The sequence below is a fragment of the Lentzea sp. NPDC042327 genome (assembly GCF_040647275.1).
Classification (GTDB): domain Bacteria; phylum Actinomycetota; class Actinomycetes; order Mycobacteriales; family Pseudonocardiaceae; genus Lentzea.
Map to the genome: position 1 here is coordinate 1 of NZ_JBEZBX010000002.1, position 18,363 is coordinate 18,363.

An 18,363-nucleotide genomic window follows, 5' to 3' on the forward strand; every position below is an offset into this window, starting at 1 on the left:
CCGACCCCGCGTTCCCTTCCGGGGAACGCGGGGCCCCCGCGTGCCGTTTCGAGGGGCACGCGGGGACCTTTCGTGCTCCAGGAGAGTACGAAAGCTCCCCGCGTGCACTCGTTTCGAGGGGAGCGCGGGTGGGGCTTGAGGGGGGTCCGCTGTCGTGGGCGGATGGACAGTCGTGCGGCGATCCTGCTGAGAGCGGCGGAGATCGCGTCCGTCGACGGGCTCGAAGGAGTCACGATCGGGCGGCTCGCGGTCGAGCTCGGCATGAGCAAGAGCGGGGTGTTCTCGCACTTCGGCTCCAAGGAGGAGCTGCAGCTCGCGACCGTGCACACGGCGTCGGAGATCTTCGCGCACGAGGTCGTGGTCGCCGGCGGCTCGGTCCTCGACCTGTGCGGGCGCTGGCTCGACTACTCGAAGCGGCGCGTCTTCCCCGGCGGCTGCTTCTTCGTGGTCACGCGCTCGGAGTTCGCGGCCAGACCCGGCCGCGTGCGCGACGCGCTGATGCTGTTCCACCTGCGCTGGGTGTCACTGCTGGAACGGCTGTGCGGTGACGCGCAGCTGGCGTTCGAGGTCGACGCGCTGCTGACGGCCGCCGACCGGTTCGCGGTGCTCTACGACGACGCCTCGGCGTACGAGAGGGTGCGGTTGGCGTTGCGCGCACGCCACACCATGCCGATCGGCACGGAGATCAGCATCGCGACGCCCAGGGACAGCAGCATCGCGAGCCAGGCCTCATCGATGATCTGACCGCCGATGTAGCCCACGGTGGCGGGGTAGAGGCTCCACACCACGGACCCGACGGTCGCGACCGGCAGGAAGCGCCGCAGCGGCCACTTCAGGGCCCCGGCGAGCATCGCGCCGACGATGCCGCCCGCCGGCAGGAACCGCGCCACGACCAGGATCGTCTCGCCCCTGGTCGCCAGCTGGTCGGCGGTCCACACCACCATCGCCCGCGCCTTGGCGTTCTTGTTCACCTTGTCGAGGGCCCTCATGCCCATCCGGCGGCCTGCGGTAAAGTTGATCATGTCGCTGGCCAGGCAGCCCGCGGCGGCCACGGCGATCACCAGGTACAGCGGAACCTCACCGGACGCGGCCAGGACACCGGCGCCGATGAGCACGGCCTCCGTCGGTGCCAGCGGCACGACGGCGACCAGGAACAGCACGACGAGACTGGCGGCTGCGGTGCTCATGATCTGTGAACGTACGTGACGCGGCTGAACAATCCCGACCTGGGTGTTTCTTCAGCCCGCCCACAGGGTGGAAGTCGATCTACACTCTCGCGTGCCCTTCACCCTCGCCCATCCCGCCGCCGTCCTGCCGTTGCGCCGGTTCCTGTGGTTCCCGGGGCTGGTGGCGGGGGCGGTCGCGCCCGACCTGGGCTACTACCTGCCGGTGCTGCCGACGCACGACGTCCCGGGCGGCTCGCTGGCGGCGGTGGTGTTGCTGCTGGTCGGGCGGTTGCTGCTGCCGTCGGTGCTGGCGTTGTCGCCGGAGCCCGTGCGCACGAGGGTGCCGCACCCCGGCCCGTTGCGCCGGCCACTGCGGTGCGGGCTTTCCGTGGTGGCCGGTGTGCTGACGCACCTGGTGTGGGACGCGGTCACGCAGACCGACGGGTGGTTCGTGCAGCGGTGGGACTGGTTGACCACGTCGGTCGTCGGCCCCCATCGGCTCTACAACGTGATCGGCTACGTGTCCTCCGCAGGGGGCATGCTGCTGTTGGGCTGGATGGCCGCACGGTGTCCGAAGGGGCATGACTGGCGGGCATGGTCCGGGATTTCCCGGTCCATGTTCCGGGCGCTGATCGCCGTCGCAGTCGTGGTCGGCGCGGTCTGGTCGTTGTCCGATCCGGTCAGCCAGGTCAGCGCGTATGACTGGGTGCGCGCGCTGCTGGTGGGCGGTATGCAGGGGCTGGGCGCCGGTCTGCTGCTCAACGCCGTGGCGTGGCGGTTCGCCGAGTCATCGCATGACAGGCGATGACTGCTCGGTTCCGCCGGTGAAGCGCTGATCTGTCACGCGTTCATCCGGCACTTCTGCCGTTGACCTGTGTCTTCGAGCACGTCTAACCTCCGACCTTAATAGGAAAGCTTGTTTACCAATCCTTCGCCGCCACCCTTGCCCAGGAGGACGAAGTGATCAGAAAGCACACCAGAACAGGTGTCGCCGTCGCAGTGTTGGCGCTGGTGATTCCGCCTCTGGCGGCATCAGGACCGGCGCAGGCGGCCGACTCGCTGCTCTCGGCGAACAAACCCACCACCACCTCCTCCACCGAGGCCGAGACCTTCGGCGGAGCCAACGCCGTCGACGGAGATCCGACCACCCGGTGGGCGAGCCTCGAAGGCGTCGACCCGCAGTGGGTCGCCGTCGACCTGGGTGGCGCCGCCACCATCTCCAAGGTCAAGCTCACCTGGGAGGCCGCGTACGCCTCCGAGTACAAGATCCAGACGTCGAGCGACGGCTCGTCGTGGAGCACCAAGAAGACCCTGACCGGGCAGAACGGCGGCGTCGACGAGACGGCGCTGAGCGCGTCCGGCCGGTACGTGCGGATCTACGGCACGAAACGCGGCACGGCCTACGGCTACTCGCTGTTCGAGCTCGAGGTCTACGGCAGCTCGGCGAACGGCGACGTGACCGCGCCGACCGCGCCGTCCGGGCTGACCAGCACCGGCACCACGTCCAGCTCGGTCGGCCTGCAGTGGACCGCGGCGACCGACAACGTCGGTGTGACCGGCTACGAGGTGCTGCGCAACGGCAGCGTCGTCGGCACGCCCACCGGCACCACGTTCACCGACACCGGGCTGGCCTCCGGCACGGCGTTCACCTACACCGTCAAGGCGCGCGACGCCGCCGGCAACCTCAGTGCCGCGAGCAACGCGGTGCAGGCGACCACCCGGCCGCCGGCACCCGGCGACACCATCACGGTCGTCGCCGCCGGTGACATCGCGTCGCTGACGAACACCGAGCACTACGAGACCGCGAAGCTCATCGACCAGATCAAGCCGAACCACATCCTCACGGTCGGCGACAACCAGTACGACAGCGGCACGCTCACCGAGTTCCGCAACCACTACGACAAGTCGTGGGGCCGCTACAAGAGCATCACCCACCCGGCGACCGGCAACCACGAGTGGGAGGACAACCTCAACGGTTACAAGTCGTACTTCGGCGCTCAGGCCTACCCGGCCGGCAAGCCGTACTACAGCTGGGAGGCCGGCGACTTCCACTTCGTGTCGTTCGACTCCCAGAAGATGTACGACACCGGTGCCGACTCGACGCAGCTCGACTGGCTGAAGGCCGACCTCGCCGCGAACACCAAGGCGTGCGTCGTCGGGTACTGGCACCACCCGCGGTTCAACTCCGGCGAGTACGGCGACAAGTCCAAGATGTCGGCGCTGTGGAACGTCTTCGCCGACGCCAAGGCCGACCTGGTGCTCAGCGGGCACGACCACCACTACGAGCGGTTGAAGCCGCTCAACAAGAGCGGTGCGGTCGACGAGGCCAACGGCCTGCGCTCGGCGATCATCGGCATCGGCGGCGACTACCTGTACGACGCGGTCAAGCCGCGCACCGGGGTCGAGAAGTGGTTCGCCGACACCCACGGCGTCGTGAAGTTCACCCTGTCCGGTCGCTCCTACTCGTGGGAGGTCATCGACACGGCGGGCCGGGTGCGCGACAAGGCCGGTCCCTTCACCTGTCGCTAGTCGCACCTGGCTGTTGATCGGAGGCCGTCGTGTACATCGCAACCGCAAGACAAGCCCCGGCTTCGGGCGGCACCGGCAGGATCGCGGGGAACGTCCTCGCGCTGGGCGCGGTGTCCCTGCTCACGGACGTCTCGTCCGAGATGGTCACCGCGATCCTGCCGCTCTACCTCGTGCTGGGACTGGGGTTCTCCCCGCTGCAGTTCGGTGTGCTCGACGGCATCTACACCGGTGTGACCGCACTGGTGCGCGTCGTCGGCGGTCATGCGGCTGACCGCTGGCAACGCCGCAAGTTCGTCGCGGGCCTCGGCTACGGGATCTCGGCGCTGGGCAAGCTCGGCCTGCTCGCCGCCGGGACCTCGGCCACCGCGATGGGGCTCGTGCTCGCCGGTGACCGCACCGGCAAGGGCCTGCGCACCGCGCCGCGGGACGCGCTGATCACGTTGAGCAGCGAGCCCTCGGCGCTCGGCCGCGCCTTCGGCGTCCACCGCGCCATGGACACCGTCGGCGCGTTCCTCGGCCCGCTGGTCGCGTTCTGCCTGCTGTGGACGCTGCCCGCGCGCTACGACGTGGTGTTCGTCGTCAGCTTCTGCTTCGCCGCACTGGGTTTCCTGGTGCTCGTGCTCTTCGTCCGCGACCACCGCGACGTGCTGCCCCGCGTGGCGGTGTCGCTGCGGAACGCCTTCGGGCTGTTGCGGTCCAGGCCGTTCCGGCGGGTCTGCCTGGTCGCGTGCGGGCTCGGGTTCCTGACGCTCGGCGACGGTTTCGTCTACCTGTTGCTGCAGAAGAAGCTCGACGTCGAGCTCGCCTACATCGCGTTGCTGCCCCTCGGCACGGCCGGCGTGTACCTGCTCGCCGCCGTGCCACTGGGGTCGCTGGCCGACCGGGTCGGGCGGTGGCGGATCTTCCTCGCCGGCCACCTCGCCCTGCTCGGTGCGTACGCGCTGCTCGCGGGCGCGTCCGGGATCACCCTGCTGGTCGGCGTCCTGCTGCTGCACGGGGTGTTCTACGCGTGCACGGACGGGGTGCTGATGGCCGTCGCCGGGCCGATGGTCCCCGACGAGCTGCGCACCTCCGGTCTGGCCCTCCTGCAGACCGGCCAGGTCCTCGCCCGTGCCGCCTCCTCCGTCCTCTTCGGTGCACTGTGGACGTGGTTCGCGTGAGGAGGGTCCTGATCGTCATCGCCGCCGTGGTCGTGCTCGGCGCCGGTGCCACCGCCTACGCCCTGCGCACTCCCGGCGAGATCTCCGTTGCCGTGGAACGGGGTCCGGTCGAGCTCTCGTCCGGCCGGCTGCTGTTCGTGGACGAGGCGAGCGGCAAGGTGGCGTCCGTGCCGCTGACCGACCCGTCCGGTCCACGACGGGTCAGCTCGTTGTCCTGCAAGCGCTTCTACACCTCCGGCGGCCGGGGGCTGTGCCTCGCGGACGCCGCGGGCCCGTTGCCCGGTGCGACCGCGGTGTTCGTCGACCGCGGCCTGACCGAGCGCCGGCGCGTGGAGGTCGACGGCGTGCCCAACCGCGCCAAGCTGTCCGCGGACGGGCGGATGGCGTCGTGGACGACGTTCGTCACCGGCGACTCGTACGCGCAGGCCGGCACGTTCTCCACCCGCACCGCGATCTTCGACCAGGAGACCGAGGTGTACGCCAGCAACGTCGAGGGCACGAGCGTCGCCGGCATGAAGACGACCAACGACATGAACTGGTGGGGCGTCACGTTCGCCGCCGACGACCGCACCTACTTCGCCACGATGAGCACCGCCGGCAAGACCTACCTGGTGCGCGGCGACTCGACCGACGAGTCCGCGACAACGCTGCGGGAGAACGCGGAATGCCCGTCGCTGTCACCGGACGGCAAGAAGGTGGCGTTCAAGAAGCGCGTGCCCGGCGACGGCGCGCGACCGTGGCGCCAGCACGTGCTCGACCTGACCACGATGGTGGAGACACCGCTGGCCGAGACCCGCGGGATCGACGACCAGGTCGTGTGGCTCGACGACGACACCATCGCCTACGGCCTGCCCGGCGAGGGCATCTGGGCCGTGCCGGCGAACGGGGAGGGCGCGCCGCGGCAGCTGGTGCCGCACGCGTCCTCCCCGTCCGTCGCTACCGGTTAGCGCGGTTGACGGCGCTGACGATCGCGCGGAACGACGCCGCCACCGTCGACGAGTCGATGCCCACGCCCCACAGCACGCGGTCGCCCACGGCACACTCCACGTAGGCGGCCGCGCGGGCGTCGTCACCGGCGGACAGCGCGTGCTCGGCGTAGTCCATGACCCGCACGTCGTACCCGATGGACGCGAGCGCGTCGACGAACGCGGCGATCGGGCCGTTGCCGGCCCCGGTGATCTCGTGCTCCTCGCCGTCGATCAGCAGCACGGCGGTGATCTCCTCGCGCCCGCTGCCGTCCGACGACGCCCGGTGCCGCAGCAGGTGCAGCGGGACCTTGCCGTGCAGGTACTCCTCCGCGAAGGCGTCCCACATCTCCTTCGGGCCGATCTCGCCGCCCTGCGTGTCGGTGACCTCCTGGATCACCCGCGAGAACTCGATCTGCAGCCGGCGCGGCAGGTCCAGGTGGTGCTCCTGCTTCATCAGGTACGCCACACCGCCCTTGCCGGACTGCGAGTTGACCCGGATGACGGCCTCGTAGTTGCGGCCCACGTCCTTCGGGTCGATCGGCAGGTACGGGACCTCCCACGGGTACTCGTCGACGTGCTGGCCCGCGTCCTTCGCGTCGGCCTCCAGCGCCTCCAGGCCCTTCTTGATGGCGTCCTGGTGCGAGCCGGAGAACGCGGTGAACACCAGGTCACCGCCGTACGGGTGCCGCTCGGCCACCGGCAGCTGGTTGCAGTACTCGACGGTCCTGCGGACCTCGTCGATGTCGCTGAAGTCGAGCTGCGGGTCGATGCCCTGGCTGAACATGTTCATCGCCAGCGTCACCAGGCACACGTTGCCGGTCCGCTCGCCGTTGCCGAACAGGCAGCCCTCGATCCGGTCAGCACCGGCCAGGTATCCCAGCTCCGCAGCGGCGACGCCGGTGCCGCGGTCGTTGTGCGGGTGCAGGCTCAGGATGATCGAGTCGCGGCTGTCCAGGTTGCGCGACATCCACTCGATGCTGTCCGCGTAGACGTTCGGCGTGGCCATCTCGACGGTGGCGGGCAGGTTGATGATCAGCGGCCGCTCCGGCGTCGGCTGGATGACCGCGGTGACCGCGTTGCAGACCTCGAGCGCGTAGGACAGCTCGGTGCCGGTGTAGGACTCGGGCGAGTACTCGTAGCGGAAATCGGTCTCCGGGTAGCCCGCCTCCTGCGCCTTCGCGAACTTCGCGGCGTCCACGGCGATCTTCTTGATGCCCTCGCGGTCGCTGCGGAACACCACCCGCCGCTGCAGGATCGACGTCGAGTTGTAGAAGTGCACGATCGCCTTGCGAGCCCCGCGCAGCGACTCGAACGTCCGCGCGATCAGCTCCTCGCGGCACTGCGTCAGCACCTGGATCGTCACGTCGTCCGGCACCGCGCCGTCCTCGATGATCTCCCGGACGAAGTCGAAGTCGGTCTGGCTGGCCGCCGGGAACCCGACCTCGATCTCCTTGAAGCCCATCCGCACCAGCAGGTCGAACATCTTCCGCTTGCGCGCGGGCGACATGGGGTCGATCAGCGCCTGGTTGCCGTCGCGCAGGTCGACCGCGCACCACAGCGGCGCCTTCTCGACGCGCTTGGCCGGCCAGGTGCGGTCGGGTACGTCGACGACCTCCACCACCTCGTGGAACGGGCGGTAGCGGTGGAACGGCATGCTGCTGCCCAGCTGCGGGTTCCAGGGGGGCTGCGTCGACGGGGCCGGGCGCGCGGGCTGGCGGATGCGGCTCGAACCGGAGGTGTACGCGTCAGGTGAGGCAGACATTTCGGGGTAGCTCCTGCTGGTCGTGAATCAGACGACCGGCGGCAACGCTGAGTCCCGCGACGGGGGGCCGGTCTGGATCAGACCCCGTCACGGCAGCGAAGCAGGAGGGAACGCCACACGCCGAACAGAGTAGCCATAGGGGAGGGGGAGATGGAACTCGACGACCGGATCGTGGGACGTGGCTGTTCGGCGCGGCGTACTTCCAGCCTGGCGAGGCGGCTGTTCCCGGGGCTCCGGCTCGACCGAAGCCCGCGCCGGTCGGCCCGTGCGTCCGTCCAGCTCAGCGCAATGACCCTGTCGGTGCAAGCGAGTACGGTCGAACGCAGGGGCGCCGAAAACAAAGGGGACCCCTGCGCAAGCCTGCGGTTTGAAGCAACACAAACCCGGGAAGTTTTCAGGTATGTCCAGATTACGTACGACTAGTGGCCGCGGCACGGCTTCACGCGTGATCAGCGGCATCGGTGCGGTCTTCGCGATCATCGAGGTCCTGTACATCCTCATGATCGTGCTCGGCGCGAACCAGGCCAACGCGTTCTTCCGGTTTGTCGGCTCCCTCGCGGAACCGCTCGCCCTGTTCTTCCCCGGTCTGTTCGCCACGGGCAACTACAACGTCGATGTCCTGCTCAACTACGGACTCGCCGCCGTGTTCTGGCTGGTCGTCACCGGCCTGCTCGCCCGCGCGGTGTCACGCTACTGAAGAGTAGATTCCTGACCCATGCGTACGCGCGTGGTCGGAATCGTCGCAGGGATCTTGAGCTGGGTCGGCCTCGCGCTGGCGGTGGTGCTCGTCGTTCACGTCGTGCTCACCGTCGGCGGGGCCAACCCGGAAAATCCCATCACCAGCACCGTCAAGGCGATTGCCGAGCCGGTGTCCTTGGCGTTCAGGAACCTGTTCGAGCCGAGTGATGCGAAGCTGCGGACCATCGTCAACTTCGGGTTGGCGGCGATCTTCTGGCTGGCCGTTCGAGCGATCGTCCTCAAACTCGTGAGGCGTCTCGGCTAGCGTTTGGCCATGGCGCGCGACGACTTCTGCGACAACTGCGGCACCGCGTACGCGGACACGTCCGCATACCCCCGCAAGTGCCCCCGCTGTGCGCACATGGTGTGGGCGAACCCGTCGCCGGTCGTCGTGCTGCTCGTGCCGGTCAAGGACGGGCCCAGGACCGGGTTGCTCACGGTGCGGCGCGCCATCCCGCCGGTCGGGCAGCTGGCGTTCGTCAGCGGGTTCATGGAGCGCGGCGAGTCGTGGCAGTGCAGTGCGGCGCGCGAGCTCGAAGAGGAGGCCGGCGTCAGCGTCGACCCCGGTGAGCTGCGGCCGTTGCACTTCGTGTCCACGCCGGACGGCGGCACGGTGCTGTTGTTCGCCACCGCGCCCGCCATCAACGCCGAGGACATGCCGCCGTTCGTGCCGAACGAGGAGGCGTCCGAGCGGAAGGTCATCTTCGAGTGCGAGCCGTTGGCGTTCCCGCTGCACAACGAGGTCGCCACGAAGTACTTCTCAACCGAACAGTGACTCGCCCCAGGTGCCGGTGAACACCGTCTCGGACAACGGCAACCGCTGGCGTTCCCGCTGTTCGCGAGCCTGGAGGTCCTCCGGCAGGTCCGCGAGGTCCCCGATCCGGCCCACGGCCATCGCCACCAGCGGGCGCACGTCGGCGGGCATCGCGAACGCGGTGTGGGTGGCTTCCCTGTCGAAGCCGCCCATCATGTGCGTGACCAGGCCCAGGTCGACGGCCTGCAGGGCGATGTTCTCCATCGCGAGACCCAGGCCGAACTCGGCGTTCGGGATCGGTCCGCGGTCGTCGGTCGTGAGCACGCAGCCGACGAGCAGCACGGAGGCGCGCACCGCCCACGTCTGGTTGCCGGGGCGCAGGGTGTCGAAGACCTTGTCGAACGTCGGGGTGCCGCGGTGGCCCACGACGAACCGGGCGGGTTGGCTGTTGCCGTGCGACGGGGCCCAGCGGGCGGCCTCCAGCAGCACGCGCAGCTCGTCGTCGGACACGGTGGCGTCAGCGGAGAAGGCGCGAGGGCTCCAGCGCTGCGAGATCAGCTCGTTCATCAGATCGCATAGTCCCAAACGGCGAGCGCGTACGCACCGAACCAGGCGCTGAACAGGACGGTCACGCCGAGCACGGTCACGAGGGTGGACAGCCGGCGGCGCGCGAGGACCAGGGCCAGCGGCACCAGCAGCGTGAACGCCGGCAGCAGCAGGCGGGCCTTCGAGTTCATCAGGCCGTTCGAGCCGAGGTCCATGACCAGCACGCCGATGCCGTAGACGACCAGCGGCCACTCCAGGCGGCGCTGGAAGGCGTAGGCGACCAGGGCGATGGCCAGCACCAGCAGCCAGACCGTGCCGATCTCCAGGGCCGAGCGCGGTTCGCCGAGGTGTTGCAGGGCGAACGTCCAGGTCGCCTCGCCGCCGTCGAACTTCGAGCCCCAGCCGCGTTGCTGCACGCCGAACCAGCCGGCGAGGTCGCCGGTGCGGACGGCCACCCAGCCGAGGTAGCCCAGCAGGCCGACCGGGGCGACCAGGCCACCGGCCCACGCCCGCCAGTCGCGCCGGTCGCCGAGGACCGCGACCAGGGCGGCCAGGCAGACCGCCGCGATCAGCGCGCCCGCGGTCGGGCGGACCAGGCCCGCGGCCGCGCAGCAGACACCCGCCACGACCCACTGCCTGCGCACCACGCCGACCAGCGCCCACACGGCGAACGCGCAGAACGTGGCCTCGGAGTAGGTCATCGACAGCACGATGCCCATGGGGGAGGCGGCGAACAGCGTGACCAGCACCAGACCGGCACGCGAGGAGCCGGTGCGGACCGCGCGGCCGAGCACGAACAGGCCGTACGCGCAGAACAGGCCGCTGATCAGGCTCACCGCGAACGCCGCGCCCTGCACGCTCACGCCCGGCAGGCCGTCGACCCACCTGACCAGCGCCGGGTAGCCGGGGAAGAACGCGAGCGGGGTCTCCGCCGACCGCTTGCCCGCCGCGTCGACCAGGCGCATCGGCACGCCGTTGTAGCCGTGCTCGGCGATCGCCAGGAACCACTCGCCGTCCCACGAGCCCAGCTCGCCGGCCACGGTCATCCGCGTGCCGCCGCGGCTGTTCTGGTGGTCGACCATCCAGCCGAGCACGACCAGGCCGAGCTGGCGCACGAAGAGGTAGATGAGCGCCGGGGCGACCCACAGCGCGGCGGGGTGTCTCAGCAGTTCGCCGACGCGGGGTCGCGGAGCGCGTTCGGGCATCGAGGGAGAAGCCTCCACCACATCGACTGACGACACCCGGACAGAGTAGTCACGCGCATCACGGCTCCAGAGTCTCACCAGGTGGTCCGGGTAGGCTGCCTACGACGTGCGGTTTTAGTCGCGTGTGAGGGAGGTTGGGTCGGTGGCGCTCGTCGTCCAGAAGTACGGCGGTTCATCGGTGGGAAGTGCCGAGCGGATCAAACGCGTGGCCGAGCGCATCGTCGCGACCAAGAAGGCGGGCAACGACGTCGTTGTCGTCGTGTCGGCCATGGGCGACACGACCGACGAGCTGCTCGACCTCGCCCACCAGGTCGCCCCGGTGCCGCCGGTGCGCGAGCTCGACATGCTGCTCACCTCGGGTGAGCGGATCTCGATGTCGCTGCTCGCCATGGCGATCAACACGCTGGGTGCCGAGGCGCGGTCCTACACGGGCTCGCAGGCCGGCGTGATCACGACGTCCGTGCACGGCAAGGCCCGGATCATCGACGTGACGCCGAGCCGGATCCAGGACGCGCTCTCGGACGGGGCGATCGCGATCGTCGCCGGGTTCCAGGGCGTGAGCCAGGACTCCAAGGAGATCACCACGCTCGGTCGCGGCGGCAGCGACACCACGGCGGTGGCGCTCGCGGCGGCGACGAAGGCCGACGTGTGCGAGATCTACACCGACGTGGACGGCGTCTACACCGCCGACCCGCGCATCGTGCCGAACGCGAGGAAGCTCGACACGATCACCTACGAGGAAATGCTCGAGATGGCCGCCTGCGGCGCGAAGGTGCTGATGCTCCGCTGTGTGGAGTACGCCCGCCGCTACGGCGTCCCCGTGCACGTCCGTTCGTCGTTCAGCAACAAGACCGGAACCATCGTGTCCGGTTCAGTGGAGGACGCTTCCGTGGAACAGGCGATGATCACCGGCGTCGCGCACGACCGGTCCGAAGCCAAGATCACCGTTACCGCCGTCCCCGACCACCCCGGCATCGCGGCCAAGATCTTCCGGGTGGTGGCGCAGGCGGAGCTCGACATCGACATGGTCGTGCAGAACGTCTCGCAGGCCGCCTCCGGCCGCACCGACATCACGTTCACGCTGTCGAAGGACGACGGCCCGCGTGCGGTGGCCGCACTGGAGAAGGCCCGCGGCGAGATCGGGTTCGACCAGGTCCTCTACGACGAGCACGTCGGCAAGGTGTCGCTGATCGGCGCGGGCATGCGCTCGCACCCCGGTGTCACGGCCACGTTCTGCGAGGCGCTGGCCACGGCCGGCGTCAACATCGACATCATCTCCACCTCGGAGATCCGCATCTCGGTCATCTGCCGCGACACCCAGCTCGACGACGCCGTGCGCGCCCTGCACGACGCGTTCGACCTGGGCACCGACGAAGAGGCCGTCGTCTACGCAGGGACTGGCCGATGACCGCCCCCGTGCTCGCGCTGGTGGGCGCGACCGGTGCCGTGGGCACCGTGATGATCGACATCATGAACACCCGCTCCTCCGTGCCGTGGGGCGAGATCCGGCTGATCGCGTCCGCGCGCTCGGCGGGCAAGAAGATCAACGTGCGCGGCCAGGAGCTCACGGTCGTCGCGCTCTCGCCGGAGGCCTTCGACGGCGTCGACATCGCGATGTTCGACGTGCCGGACGAGGTCTCGGCCGAGTGGGCCCCGATCGCCGCCGAGCGCGGTGCCATCGCGATCGACAACTCCGGCGCGTTCCGCATGGACGCGGACGTGCCGCTGGTCGTGCCCGAGGTCAACGCGGACCAGATCGACAACCGCCCGCGCGGCATCATCGCGAACCCGAACTGCACGACGCTGTCGATGATGGCGGCGCTCGGTGCCCTGCACCGCGAGTTCGAGCTCAAGGAACTCGTCGTCGCCTCCTACCAGGCGGCGTCCGGTGCGGGCCAGTCCGGCATCGACCGCCTGTACGCCGAGATCAGCGCGCTGGCCGGCAAGGAGGCGGGGGTCGTCGCGGGTGACGTGGCGCAGGCGCTGTCCGCCGCCGGTCTGTCCGCCGAGGACTCGCCGTTCCCGGCCCCGCTGGTGCTGAACGTGGTGCCGTGGGCGGGTTCGGTGAAGGACGACGGCTGGTCGTCGGAGGAGCTGAAGGTCCGCAACGAGGCCCGCAAGATCCTCGGCATCCCCGACCTGAAGGTCTCCGCCACCTGCGTGCGCGTCCCCGTCGTGACCACGCACTCGCTGGCCGTCCACGCGACGTTCGCCCGTGAGGTCACCGTCGAGGCGGCGCACAAGATCTTCTCCGAGCAGCCGACCATCGTCCTCGTCGACGACCCGGCGGCGGGCAAGTTCCCGACGCCCGCCGAGGTCGTGGGCGGCGACCCCACGTACGTGGGCCGCGTGCGGCAAGCGCTGGACTTCCCGAACACGCTCGACTTCTTCGTGTGCGGCGACAACCTGCGCAAGGGCGCCGCGCTGAACACCTACGAGGTCGCGGAAGAGCTCGCGAAGCGCCTCTGAGCCGACGTGGAGGGCCCCTGTCACCCGAGCCGACTCCGGTGACAGGGGCCTTCTGCTGTCCGAACGGGACCTGAGCCGCTGCAACGACCCGGACCCACCGCGCAGGCGGCCGGGGAGTGGTTCCGCCGCCACCCGCCCACCTAGGGTGGTCGGCATGGCGGAGAGCGACGAGCAGTACGACGCGCTGGGGGCGGTCTACGAGCGCGCCAAGCACATCCCGACCGGACTGGCCGAACGCGCCACGCTGCTGTCGGCCGTCGGGGACGTGCGCGGCCGGAGCGTGCTGGACGTGGCCTGCGGCACCGGGTTCTACCCGCGGCTCTTCCACGACCTCGGTGCGACGCGGATCGTGGGCGTCGACTCGGCCGGTGAGATGGTCGGCTACGCCCGGTACGTCGAGGACCGCGAGCCGCGCGGCATCACCTACGCCCAGCACGACGCCACGAACCTGCCGGTGCTCGGCGAGTTCGACGTCGTCACGGCCGTGTGGCTGCTCGGGTACGCCGACGACGTGCGCGCGCTCGACGTCATGATCGACAACCTGACCGCGAACCTCGCGCCCGGCGGGCGGATCGTCGTCGTGGTGCCGAACCCGGACGGCGACTGGGACCTGTTCGCGCAGTACGGCCGCTACGGCTACGAGATCACCCGCACCGGGCCGATGGACGTCAAGCAGCCGGTCTGCGTGCACGTGCTGGGCGACCCGCCGTTCGACTTCGACTCCTTCTTCTGGGAGCGCGGCGTGTTCGACGAGGCGTTGCGGCGTGCTGGGCTCGCGGACGTGACGCGCCACCCCGTCGTGCTGCCGGACGACGACCGCGGCGCCGAGTTCTGGGAACCGCTGCGGACCTCGCCGAGCTTCGCGGTCTTCAGCGCGGCGAGGGGCGAGTCGTGATCGTCCTGGCGGTCGACCTGGGCACCACGGCCACGAAGGTGGTCGCGGTGGACGAGCAGGCGCGCGTGGTCGCCTCGACCGAGCGCAGATATCCCATGCGCACCAGCGGTCTTGAGGCGACGCACGACCCGCTGGTGGTGCTCGCGGCAGCGTTCGACGCGCTGCGCGAGCTGGCCTCCGACGACGTGCGCGCCATCGCGTTGACCGGCGCGATGCACACGATCATGGGGCTGGACGCGGACCTCAGGCCCGTCACCGAGTCGCTCAGCTGGGCCGACAACCGCGCGGTCGAGCAGACGGAACGGTTGCGCGGCACCGAGGAGGGGCGCGAGCTGCACCGGATGACCGGCGCGCCGATCCACTCGTTCACGCCGCTGATGAAGCTCGCCTGGTTCCACGAGAACGGCGTGCGGGCCGCGAAGTGGTGCGAGATCAAGGACTTCGTGCACCTGCACCTGACCGGCGTGCTGCTGAACGAGCACTCGTCCGGCTCCGGCACGGGCCTGATGGACATCCACTCGCTGCAGTGGCACGCGCCGTCGCTGGAGTTCGCCGGGGTCACCGCGGACCAGCTCCCGCCGCTCGTCGACCCCACGCACGCCACGCCGTTGACCGCGGAGATCCCGGGACTGCGCAAGGGGATTCCGGTCGTCGTCGGCGGTGGCGACGGGCCGTTGGGCAACCTCGGCGTCGGCGCGGCCACGCCCGGCGCGGGGGCGGTGTCGCTCGGCACCTCGGGTGCGCTGCGGGTGGCCCAGCTGGGACCGGGCATCGACGACCAGGGCCGCACGTTCAGCTACGCCATCGCCGAGGGGCTGTGGGTGCGGGGCGGGGCGATCAGCAACGGCGGCGTGGTCGCGCAGTGGGCGTCCGAGACGTTCGGCGTCCCGGTCGGCGACCTGCTCGACCAGGCGCTGCACGCCGACTCCGACGGGCTGGTGGCGCTGCCGTACCTGCTCGGCGAACGCGCGCCGTGGTGGGACCCGACCGCGCACGCCGCGTTGCTCGGCCTGCGCCGCGAACACACGCCGGCGCAGATCACCAAGGCCCTCGTCGAGGGCGCCTGCCAGCAGCTCGCGCTCGTGCTCGACGCCGTTCCGCTGGTCGAGTCGATCCGGATCACCGGCGGGGCGTTCCGCGCGCAGGTCTGGGCGCAGGTGCTGGCGAACGCGCTCGGGATGCCGTTGCACCTCACCGAGGACAGCGGCGGCTCGGCCGTGGGCGCCGCGCTGCTGGCGTGGCGGTCGCTGGACGTGATCGAGTCGCTGACCGTCGACCTCGTGCGGCCGATCAGGACGATCACGCCGGACCCGGACGCGATCACGCGGTACGCGATGGCCCGGCCGTTCGTGGCGAAGGCCTACCGGGCGCTGGAGGACCTCTACTCCGTGTGATCTTGAGTACATCAAGAAAACGCGCTGTTAAATCATTAGCCAGGCAAAGTAAGCATGGGGTGTGAACCTCGCCCCGTTCAAACACGTCCTCGCGCTGCCCAGGGTCCGCCCGCTGGTGCTGTTGATGTTGTTTGCGCGGATGCCGTCGGCGGCGACCGGCGTGATCCTCACGTTGCACGTCGCCGTCACGCTGGACAAGGGCTACGGCGCGGCCGGCCTGGTCGGCGCGGCCGGCACCGTCGGCATGGGGCTGGGCGCCCCGCTGATGGGCAAGCTGATCGACGAACGCGGCCTGCGCACGATGCTCGCGCTGAGCGTCACGGCGTCGGGCACGTTCTGGCTGGTCGCGCCGTTGATGTCGTACTGGGTGCTGCTGGCGGCGTCGTTCGCCGTGGGCCTGCTCAGCGTGCCGATGATGTCGGTCGGCCGGCAGATCGTCACCGCACTGGTGCCGGTGGCGCAGCGCCGGGTCGCGCTGTCGCTCGACTCGATCTCCGTCGAGCTGTCGTTCATGGCCGGTCCCGCGCTCGGGGTGTTCGTGGCGACCCGGTTCTCCACCAGCGCGGCGCTGGTCTCCATCGGCATCTCGATCCTGGTCGCGGGTGTCCTGCTGTACGCGGCGAACCCGCCGATGGTGCACCAGGACGAGGTCCTCGACGGCCCGAAGCCGCGGGTGCGGGAATGGCTGCGCGGTCCGGTCGTCGGGGTGTTCGTGGTGTGCGCGGGTGCGACGCTCTGCCTGGTGGGCATGGAGGTCTCGACGATCGCGAGCCTGGAGCACGCCGGCAAGCAGAGCTGGCTCGGGGTCGCGTTCTTCGCGATGTGCGCGTCGTCGATCACCGGCGGCCTGGTCTACGGCGGCGTGAAGCGGACGCCGAGCGTGCTCGTGCTGCTGGCGTTGATGGGGCTGTTCGAGATGCCGGTGGGACTGGGCGACGGCAGCGTGCTGTGGCTGTGCCTGCTGCTCATCCCGATGAACCTCATGTGCGCGCCGCTGATCGCGGCGTCCGGCGAGCACATCAGCCGGCTCGCCCCGGCCACGGCACGCGGGCTCGCCATGGGGTTGCAGGGCTCGGCGTTCACCATCGGCAGCGCGATCGGCTCACCGCTCGCCGGCGTGGCGATCGACCACGGCGGCGCACCGCTCGGGTACGTGGTGGTCGGCGCGGGCGGGCTGGCGGTGGCGGGGATCGGCTGGCTGCTCGCCCGGCGGCGCGACCGCGTGCCGGCCTGACGAAGGCCCCTCCGCGGAGGGGCCTTCGCGTTCTCAGGAGGTCAGCTTCGCCTTCACCGCGGCGGCCACCCGGCCACCCTCGGCGCGACCGGCCACCTCGGCGTTGACGGCCTTCATGACCTGACCCATCTGCTTCGGGCCGGGCGTCTCACCGGACTGCTCGGCCAGCGCGGCCACCGCCCTGTCCACAATGGACGCGATCTCGGCGTCGTCGAGCTGCTTCGGCAGGTACGCCTCCAGAACGGCGAGCTCGGCCCGCTCCAGCTCGGCCTTCTCCGCGCGCCCCGCACCCGCGAAGGCCTCCGCGGCCTCCTTGCGCTTCTTGGCCTCGCGCATCAGCACCTTCACGACCTCGTCGTCGCTGAGCACACGGGCCTGCTCGCCCGCGACCTCCTCGTTCGTCACCGCCGTGAGGGCCATGCGCAGAGCGCCGGCCGTGACCGTCTCCCTGGCCTTCATGGCCGCAGTCAGGTCGTTCTGCAGCCGCGTCTTCAACTCCGCCATGGCGCAGAACGGTACCGCCCGCCGGATGCGGCGCCGATCGAGTTATCCGTCTTCCGTACCCTTGACACGTGAACAAGCTCGGCCGCGCGCTCCTCGCCACGACCGCCCTCGGCACCGCGACCATCGCGTACGCGGCGGGAATCGAGAGAAGGCACTGGACCCTGCGCACCGCGACGGTCCCCGTTCTCGCCCCCGGCGCCAAGCCGATGAGGGTGTTGCACATCTCAGACCTGCACATGACCCCGAACCAGGTCTCCAAGCAGCGCTGGGTCGCCGCGCTGAACGACCTGGACCCGGACCTGGTCGTGAACACCGGCGACAACCTCGCCCACAAGGACGCCGTCCCCGCCGTCCTGCGCGCACTGGGCCCCCTGCTGGACCGCCCCGGCCTCTTCGTCTTCGGCAGCAACGACTACTACGCCCCGCGGATGAAGAACCCGGTCCGCTACCTGCTGCCCTCGGCCAAGACCAAGCGCATCCACGGCGTCACCCTCCCGTGGCGCGACCTGCGCGCCGGGATGATCGAACGCGGCTGGCACGACCTCACCCACGTCCGCCGCTCCATCGAGGTCGCAGGCCAGACCGTGTTCGCCGCGGGCCTCGACGACCCGCACCTCAAGCGCGACCGCTACGCCGACATCGCCGGCACCCCGGACCCCAGGGCCGCCCTGCGCCTCGGCGTCACGCACTCCCCGGAACCCCGCGTCCTCGACCCGTTCGCGGCCGACGGCTACGACTTCGTGATGGCGGGCCACACCCACGGCGGCCAGCTCCGCGTCCCGTTCTACGGCGCCCTGGTCACGAACTGCGAGCTCGACCGCGGCCGTGCCCGCGGCGTCTCCCGCTGGGGCTCCCACATGTGGATGAACGTGTCGGCCGGCATGGGCACCTCGCCCTACGCCCCGGTGCGTTTCTGCTGCCCTCCGGAGGCCTCGCTGCTGACCCTCGTTCCGAGGCCGGTCATGCCTGGTCAGGGCCGTAATGAGGGGGTCCGATTCGGAGCTGGGAAGAACATGATGTAGAGTTCTACTCGTTCCCA

At 70.1% G+C, this 18,363-nt stretch carries 18 protein-coding genes and 1 pseudogene; 14 read left to right on the forward strand and 5 right to left on the reverse strand.

The window, feature by feature from the left end:
- Positions 1-162: 162 nt before the first annotated feature.
- Complete coding sequence (locus tag AB0A63_RS03745; RefSeq protein WP_360385006.1) at positions 163-744, forward strand: helix-turn-helix domain-containing protein; 582 nt, start codon at positions 163-165, stop codon at positions 742-744.
- A 20-nt stretch (positions 745-764) separates the two neighbouring features.
- Here AB0A63_RS03745 and AB0A63_RS03750 read toward each other — a convergent pair.
- Positions 765-1,187: pseudogene (locus tag AB0A63_RS03750) on the reverse strand (VTT domain-containing protein); the annotation flags it as partial.
- Positions 1,188-1,278: 91 nt separating this feature from the next.
- On the opposite strand from AB0A63_RS03750, the gene AB0A63_RS03755 reads away from it, so the two are divergent.
- The 4 genes from AB0A63_RS03755 to AB0A63_RS03770 all read left to right on the forward strand — a co-directional run bounded on the left by AB0A63_RS03755 (position 1,279) and on the right by AB0A63_RS03770 (position 5,802).
- Positions 1,279-1,974 carry a DUF4184 family protein gene (locus tag AB0A63_RS03755; RefSeq protein WP_360385008.1) on the forward strand — a complete coding sequence of 232 codons (696 nt, stop codon included), beginning with the start codon at positions 1,279-1,281 and terminating at the stop codon, positions 1,972-1,974.
- A 203-nt stretch (positions 1,975-2,177) separates the two neighbouring features.
- Entirely contained in the window at positions 2,178-3,695 is a 1,518-nt protein-coding gene (locus tag AB0A63_RS03760) for a discoidin domain-containing protein (protein ID WP_360385010.1), read from the forward strand.
- Positions 3,696-3,724: 29 nt separating this feature from the next.
- Complete coding sequence (locus AB0A63_RS03765) at positions 3,725-4,855, forward strand: MFS transporter (protein ID WP_360385012.1); 1,131 nt, start codon at positions 3,725-3,727, stop codon at positions 4,853-4,855.
- The gene (locus AB0A63_RS03770) at positions 4,852-5,802 is read left to right on the forward strand and encodes a hypothetical protein (RefSeq protein WP_360385014.1); all 951 of its coding nucleotides are present in this window, start codon (positions 4,852-4,854) and stop codon (positions 5,800-5,802) included. Before AB0A63_RS03765 ends, AB0A63_RS03770 begins: the two co-directional genes overlap by 4 nt.
- On the opposite strand, the gene leuA is transcribed toward AB0A63_RS03770, so the two are convergent.
- A complete protein-coding gene (leuA, locus tag AB0A63_RS03775) occupies positions 5,792-7,585 on the reverse strand; it encodes a 2-isopropylmalate synthase (protein WP_360385016.1) in 1,794 nt (597 codons plus the stop codon). The two genes, AB0A63_RS03770 and leuA, sit on opposite strands and share 11 nt — an antisense overlap.
- 400 nt (positions 7,586-7,985) lie before the next feature.
- Here leuA and AB0A63_RS03780 point away from each other — a divergent pair, with 400 nt between their 5' ends.
- The 3 genes from AB0A63_RS03780 to AB0A63_RS03790 are packed head-to-tail and all read left to right on the forward strand — an operon-like array spanning position 7,986 to position 9,098.
- The gene (locus tag AB0A63_RS03780; RefSeq protein WP_360385018.1) at positions 7,986-8,282 is read left to right on the forward strand and encodes a hypothetical protein; all 297 of its coding nucleotides are present in this window, start codon (positions 7,986-7,988) and stop codon (positions 8,280-8,282) included.
- Between the two features lie 18 nt (positions 8,283-8,300).
- Complete coding sequence (locus tag AB0A63_RS03785; protein WP_360385020.1) at positions 8,301-8,588, forward strand: hypothetical protein; 288 nt, start codon at positions 8,301-8,303, stop codon at positions 8,586-8,588.
- A 9-nt stretch (positions 8,589-8,597) separates the two neighbouring features.
- Positions 8,598-9,098 carry an NUDIX domain-containing protein gene (locus AB0A63_RS03790; protein ID WP_360385022.1) on the forward strand — a complete coding sequence of 167 codons (501 nt, stop codon included), beginning with the start codon at positions 8,598-8,600 and terminating at the stop codon, positions 9,096-9,098.
- Here AB0A63_RS03790 and AB0A63_RS03795 read toward each other — a convergent pair.
- Together AB0A63_RS03795 and AB0A63_RS03800 are read right to left on the reverse strand one after the other, a co-directional pair.
- Entirely contained in the window at positions 9,084-9,644 is a 561-nt protein-coding gene (locus tag AB0A63_RS03795; RefSeq protein ID WP_360385024.1) for a nitroreductase family protein, read from the reverse strand. The two genes, AB0A63_RS03790 and AB0A63_RS03795, sit on opposite strands and share 15 nt — an antisense overlap.
- On the reverse strand, positions 9,644-10,864 hold the full coding sequence (locus AB0A63_RS03800; protein WP_360385026.1) for a hypothetical protein: 1,221 nt from the start codon (positions 10,862-10,864) through the stop codon (positions 9,644-9,646). The genes AB0A63_RS03795 and AB0A63_RS03800 overlap by 1 nt, the downstream gene beginning before the upstream one ends.
- Before the next feature lie 106 nt (positions 10,865-10,970).
- Here AB0A63_RS03800 and AB0A63_RS03805 point away from each other — a divergent pair, with 106 nt between their 5' ends.
- The 5 genes from AB0A63_RS03805 (at position 10,971) to AB0A63_RS03825 (ending at position 16,820) form a co-directional block, all read left to right on the forward strand.
- A complete protein-coding gene (locus AB0A63_RS03805) occupies positions 10,971-12,236 on the forward strand; it encodes an aspartate kinase (protein ID WP_360385028.1) in 1,266 nt (421 codons plus the stop codon).
- Positions 12,233-13,297, forward strand: a complete 1,065-nt coding sequence (locus tag AB0A63_RS03810; RefSeq protein WP_360385031.1) for an aspartate-semialdehyde dehydrogenase — start codon at positions 12,233-12,235, stop codon at positions 13,295-13,297. The genes AB0A63_RS03805 and AB0A63_RS03810 overlap by 4 nt, the downstream gene beginning before the upstream one ends.
- A 154-nt stretch (positions 13,298-13,451) precedes the next feature.
- Positions 13,452-14,192: a class I SAM-dependent methyltransferase gene (locus AB0A63_RS03815; RefSeq protein WP_360385033.1), complete on the forward strand. Its 741-nt coding sequence runs from the start codon at positions 13,452-13,454 to the stop codon at positions 14,190-14,192.
- The gene (locus AB0A63_RS03820; protein WP_360385035.1) at positions 14,189-15,586 is read left to right on the forward strand and encodes a gluconokinase; all 1,398 of its coding nucleotides are present in this window, start codon (positions 14,189-14,191) and stop codon (positions 15,584-15,586) included. The genes AB0A63_RS03815 and AB0A63_RS03820 overlap by 4 nt, the downstream gene beginning before the upstream one ends.
- A gap of 61 nt (positions 15,587-15,647) precedes the next feature.
- Positions 15,648-16,820: an MFS transporter gene (locus AB0A63_RS03825; protein ID WP_360385037.1), complete on the forward strand. Its 1,173-nt coding sequence runs from the start codon at positions 15,648-15,650 to the stop codon at positions 16,818-16,820.
- A gap of 33 nt (positions 16,821-16,853) precedes the next feature.
- Here the strand turns inward: AB0A63_RS03825 and AB0A63_RS03830 are convergent, their stop codons facing one another.
- Positions 16,854-17,324: a GatB/YqeY domain-containing protein gene (locus tag AB0A63_RS03830; RefSeq protein ID WP_360385039.1), complete on the reverse strand. Its 471-nt coding sequence runs from the start codon at positions 17,322-17,324 to the stop codon at positions 16,854-16,856.
- A gap of 68 nt (positions 17,325-17,392) precedes the next feature.
- Here AB0A63_RS03830 and AB0A63_RS03835 point away from each other — a divergent pair, with 68 nt between their 5' ends.
- Entirely contained in the window at positions 17,393-18,346 is a 954-nt protein-coding gene (locus tag AB0A63_RS03835) for a metallophosphoesterase (RefSeq protein ID WP_360385041.1), read from the forward strand.
- Positions 18,347-18,363 lie beyond the last annotated feature (17 nt).

Coding starts and splice junctions, on each gene's coding strand:
- AB0A63_RS03785 (WP_360385020.1), top strand. CDS start 8,301: ATGCGTACGCGCGTGGTCGGAATCGTCGCAGGGATCTTGAGCTGGGTC.
- AB0A63_RS03790 (WP_360385022.1), top strand. CDS start 8,598: ATGGCGCGCGACGACTTCTGCGACAACTGCGGCACCGCGTACGCGGAC.
- AB0A63_RS03810 (WP_360385031.1), top strand. CDS start 12,233: ATGACCGCCCCCGTGCTCGCGCTGGTGGGCGCGACCGGTGCCGTGGGC.
- AB0A63_RS03815 (WP_360385033.1), top strand. CDS start 13,452: ATGGCGGAGAGCGACGAGCAGTACGACGCGCTGGGGGCGGTCTACGAG.
- AB0A63_RS03745 (WP_360385006.1), top strand. CDS start 163: ATGGACAGTCGTGCGGCGATCCTGCTGAGAGCGGCGGAGATCGCGTCC.
- leuA (WP_360385016.1), bottom strand. CDS start 7,585: ATGTCTGCCTCACCTGACGCGTACACCTCCGGTTCGAGCCGCATCCGC.
- AB0A63_RS03830 (WP_360385039.1), bottom strand. CDS start 17,324: ATGGCGGAGTTGAAGACGCGGCTGCAGAACGACCTGACTGCGGCCATG.
- AB0A63_RS03780 (WP_360385018.1), top strand. CDS start 7,986: ATGTCCAGATTACGTACGACTAGTGGCCGCGGCACGGCTTCACGCGTG.
- AB0A63_RS03795 (WP_360385024.1), bottom strand. CDS start 9,644: ATGAACGAGCTGATCTCGCAGCGCTGGAGCCCTCGCGCCTTCTCCGCT.